Origin of the sequence: Calothrix rhizosoleniae SC01 (assembly GCF_900185595.1) — a bacterium.
In the GTDB taxonomy this organism is placed as follows: domain Bacteria; phylum Cyanobacteriota; class Cyanobacteriia; order Cyanobacteriales; family Nostocaceae; genus Calothrix_A; species Calothrix_A rhizosoleniae.
This window is the reverse complement of sequence record NZ_FYBH01000410.1, coordinates 1-3,745: the sequence shown is the minus strand read 5'-3', so window position 1 is coordinate 3,745 and position 3,745 is coordinate 1. Positions and strand designations below refer to the sequence as shown.

The 3,745-nt window shown below is 41.7% G+C and carries 8 protein-coding genes; 3 read left to right on the top strand and 5 right to left on the bottom strand.

What is annotated here, in order from left to right; all coding sequences use genetic code 11:
• Nucleotides 1-119: 119 nt before the first annotated feature.
• The 4 genes from CALSC_RS24615 to CALSC_RS24600 form a co-directional block, all read right to left on the bottom strand.
• On the bottom strand, nucleotides 120-476 hold the full coding sequence (locus CALSC_RS24615; protein ID WP_088243844.1) for a hypothetical protein: 357 nt from the start codon (nucleotides 474-476) through the stop codon (nucleotides 120-122).
• 193 nt (nucleotides 477-669) lie between these two features.
• Entirely contained in the window at nucleotides 670-876 is a 207-nt protein-coding gene (locus CALSC_RS24610) for a hypothetical protein (RefSeq protein ID WP_088243843.1), read from the bottom strand.
• Nucleotides 873-1,133 (bottom strand): hypothetical protein, encoded by a 261-nt coding sequence (locus CALSC_RS24605; protein WP_088243842.1) that lies wholly within the window; start codon nucleotides 1,131-1,133, stop codon nucleotides 873-875. The genes CALSC_RS24610 and CALSC_RS24605 overlap by 4 nt, the downstream gene beginning before the upstream one ends.
• Before the next feature lie 18 nt (nucleotides 1,134-1,151).
• Nucleotides 1,152-1,349, bottom strand: a complete 198-nt coding sequence (locus tag CALSC_RS24600) for a hypothetical protein (protein ID WP_143288374.1) — start codon at nucleotides 1,347-1,349, stop codon at nucleotides 1,152-1,154.
• 282 nt (nucleotides 1,350-1,631) lie between these two features.
• On the opposite strand from CALSC_RS24600, the gene CALSC_RS24595 reads away from it, so the two are divergent.
• The 3 genes from CALSC_RS24595 (at nucleotide 1,632) to CALSC_RS24585 (ending at nucleotide 3,396) form a co-directional block, all read left to right on the top strand.
• The gene (locus tag CALSC_RS24595) at nucleotides 1,632-1,820 is read left to right on the top strand and encodes a ribbon-helix-helix protein, CopG family (protein WP_088243840.1); all 189 of its coding nucleotides are present in this window, start codon (nucleotides 1,632-1,634) and stop codon (nucleotides 1,818-1,820) included.
• Between the two features lie 253 nt (nucleotides 1,821-2,073).
• Nucleotides 2,074-2,760, top strand: coding sequence for a hypothetical protein (locus CALSC_RS24590; protein ID WP_088243839.1), 687 nt, complete (start codon nucleotides 2,074-2,076; stop codon nucleotides 2,758-2,760).
• 36 nt (nucleotides 2,761-2,796) lie between these two features.
• A complete protein-coding gene (locus CALSC_RS24585; RefSeq protein ID WP_088243838.1) occupies nucleotides 2,797-3,396 on the top strand; it encodes a hypothetical protein in 600 nt (199 codons plus the stop codon).
• A 57-nt stretch (nucleotides 3,397-3,453) separates the two neighbouring features.
• Here CALSC_RS24585 and CALSC_RS24580 read toward each other — a convergent pair.
• The coding region (locus CALSC_RS24580) for a TPR end-of-group domain-containing protein (protein WP_143288373.1) at nucleotides 3,454-3,745 on the bottom strand (292 nt) is incomplete at its 5' end.

Below are 3,745 nucleotides of genomic sequence, written 5' to 3'. Positions count from 1 at the left end.
CCCTGCAAATTCAGTCCTACAACGGTTAATTTGGTTTTCTAAATCGCTATTTTTCACTTGCAGATGCATTGACATCCCTAACGCTGCAACCCCAAGGATGACAAAGGTTGTAGCGTTATTCATTGCGGTGTAACTTCAACGGATATAGATAAGTTGTTAATCCGATAGCATCTACCAGAACCCACCATCATTACTTCCCTGTTATGAATTTGCACTGCTTTGGAACAGCTAACTTTCATCATGGGAAATGAACCGTCAGCAGATAAGCTGAACATTTCATAATTTTTCAGGTAGTTCCATTCTGTGGGTGTGCTATCAACTAAGCCCTTGTAGGTGGCTTGGTTCATATCAGAGAGGGATGATGCAGTAGGTAAGCTAGGCAAATGACGGCGTTTTACGTCACTCTTCCCCTTGTTTTTGACTGTGTTTACCCCACCTTTAGTACCATTATTGGTTTGGCTTTCTGTGGCTTCCATAGGCTTATACTCCTGATGTACACTGGTTTTCTCTAATATTAAAAACGCTGTATTGGTTGCTGTAATTTGGTTACAAGCGATTTAGGGGTGAGGGAGTAAGGTTTATTAATGCCATAATTAACCAATCAATTAACGCTTTGGCTATGCGATCGCTCTTACTGCTTCCTAAGTGACCCCAATTAAAGCGATCGCATTATTCCTTAATCCCCAGACTTTCTTTATAGGCATCTACCGCTTGTTCAAATGCCTGAATCGCATCAACTAAGGTAAAATCCACGTTGCTGTAGTGGATGTCGTTGGTCAACTCTTGGAACTGTTTGGAGTTGACCGTTACTTTGATGATTTCGGTTGTTCCCTCAAGCATATTGATAAATTCTTGGGGACTAAAATCATTTTTCATAGGCTGTTCACAAATGCCTTTAATAGTGCGATCGCATCTTTCTCTTGCTTCACCTCAAGCCCAATCCTCAGAGCTAACGGAGCATATTGGGCGGTCGGTTGAGAATTAAACTTGTAACTGAGACTAGTAGCCAAATCCGCAATCAAGTAAGCTTTGTGCGGCACACTCATCTTTTCTAAATTCGAGCCATATTCCCGCTCAATATCGCCTACCACAGGGATGGTGGTGTCGATGTAATAGCCTAGTGGCTGTGTCATAATTCACCTCCAACGCACTTATTGCCAAAATTCTTTTATTTCTTCGAGCACCGTCAATGATTGGTCTACTGGTACAGGAATCCCCTGATGCTCATAGGACATGTGAATTATCAGGCGCTGTACTTGGTTAATTTCCGACCATTCAACCCAACATATTTTTTCCTTGTTAATTAAAAACTTCCTATCCTGAAAATCAATTTCAACCCACTTGCTCATCTCACCTCCAATCACATAACATTCGCCCTTTACCACAAACCTTTGCGACTCAATACCCGCAGGTAGACCTTAGTCACAGTCACATAAGTCGTGCTTTATCGCTATTCCCCAACACTGGTAGTTCGTTGCTATTAAGTGGGCTACCATCTCCACTCAGTTTGGTTGGGTGCCACAATCTTGTGTAAGATTATCCTAATACTACCATCTTGTGTAAGAATAGCAATAGAGTTGTGTAAGAAATGTTAGGATTCTTGTGTAAGAACATGGAAATAGCTCTACATAATGAAGAAACGGCATGGGAGATACGAAGAACCCAAGGAACGGGTAAACATATCCCTGACCTCCACAGCAATAGAGAACTTGGATCTGAAGGCTTCTCAGATGGGAGTGAGCCGATCGGAACTCATAGAACTGATTGCGAGGGAATCGGAGGAACTACCACCTGGTCAAAAGGTCATCCTGGGAAAATAATTAGTGCTCTGGTTGAAGAAGCGCGAAAGCAACTCAATTACCACAGACAACAGGCTGAGATATTGGAGTTAAGGATAAAGGAACTAGAACAGACATCCAATCTCATAAATAACGAATAAGCCGATCGCACCCGGATGCGATCGGCTTATTTAATGCACTGCAAATTATTTTGTGGTGCCGGTTGTCATGTAAAAAATCACCCTCCAGTTTTAAAAAAGAGTGACTTTTAGCTAAATACAAAACTAGATAAATTATGACACAGAAACATGCAAGAACCATCAATCCGTGGACACATAAACACGACGAATTTTGTTTAGAGAATCAAATTACTCCCTCCGCAAAATTAATGTGGCAATGGCTTTTAAGGGAGGGAAAGATAGGGACAGAACTAGAGCCAGACTTAAAAGAATTTAACAAATGGGTATGCAAGTATCGGGGAAAGCCTTATTGTCGTCCTCAAGTCAAAGCAGCATTTAACCAACTAGTTGAATGTCGTGTCATTCAATTAGTAAAAACCTTCACCTGGCACTTAGTAAGAATAGTTACAAGAACCATCGCAGACTTATTCCCGAAAAAAAATTGTCGCCATCAACATAAAAGTTACGCTGAACAACCCTCAAACCCAGAAATCATAAAAGAGGAGGAATACAACAGCAACAATTCCTCTTATACAGATTCTGAGAAACAGGAAATACTCTTAGAATGTGCCACAAATGGTATATTTTTTAACCCCAAACAAGACACCGATTTATTTAACTATCCCCGTGGAGAAATTACCCATGCACTAGATTATTATTCTTGCCTTCTTCCACGTTCAAAGAAGAGAATATTGAATCCTCCTGGATGGTTGTTAAATTGCCTCAAATTTGAATATTGGGAGCAGATAGGAATGTCAGAATTTCTGTTAATGCTTAAAGAAATTGCCCCGGTCAAAGGCTGATAGGGGCTAAATAGATTTTTATTCTTGAAAATAATTATGACAGAACAACTAGCATTATTTGACCTAAAACAGGTCACTTTTGCACCTGTCCCCATCTACACGCCAGATCCATCCTGGGATGAAATCACCCAACAGGAGGACTCGCAAGTTGGGGGGCACGACGAAATATCAGGTGATGAATGCCCCCCAACTATTCAGGTAGGCGATCGCGTTCAATTACATTGTCCCTTCATCCCTGATCACCATCCCTTTGGTACGCTTGTATCAGTAAGTGGTCAACAGGCTTTTGTACGGTGGGAGCCTTACGGTGGGAGTCATATAAATGTAGAGTTCTTGAAGGTTGCCCCCCAACTAGAAGCACCACTGACATTAGTTGGGGGGCACGACGAAACACCAGGTGATGGTTGCCCCCCAACTAAAAACCATGCCCCCCAACACGGATGGATTGAGGAGTATCTGATGGTTAAGGGTGATAACAAATATATTTACCTGCGGTACGTGTGGCGTGAAGGGAAAAGAAAGCGGAAAAAATATTTAGGGAATGTGGAGAATCCCAAAGCTAGGGAGAGGGTGGAGATGGTGAGGGATGCGATCGCGTTAGGGAAGTTACCTCATGAAATAGTGGAGTTAATTTAATTGACGTTGATTAACGATAATCGCCCTAATGGGAGGAGAGGAGAATTGTTCTATACTCTACTGTTGTTCTTGCATTAACGCTACAAACCTCTGATCATCCCGAATTGCATCAAAATCCGAGTCAGTTTTTGCCATCTGTCTGTTTTCAGGATTTAAATTAATGGCTTCTTGCAATTTTTCTATTGCTGTATCAATGTCGTTAAGAAGACTGTAAGCACAGGCTTGATTGTACCAAGCTTGGTCAAAGTCAGGTTTAATTTCAATGGCTTTATCATAGGATGCGATGGCATCTTCATTTCTTCCCAAATTACCTAGGGCATAACCCCGACCATACCAAGCTTGGTCAAAG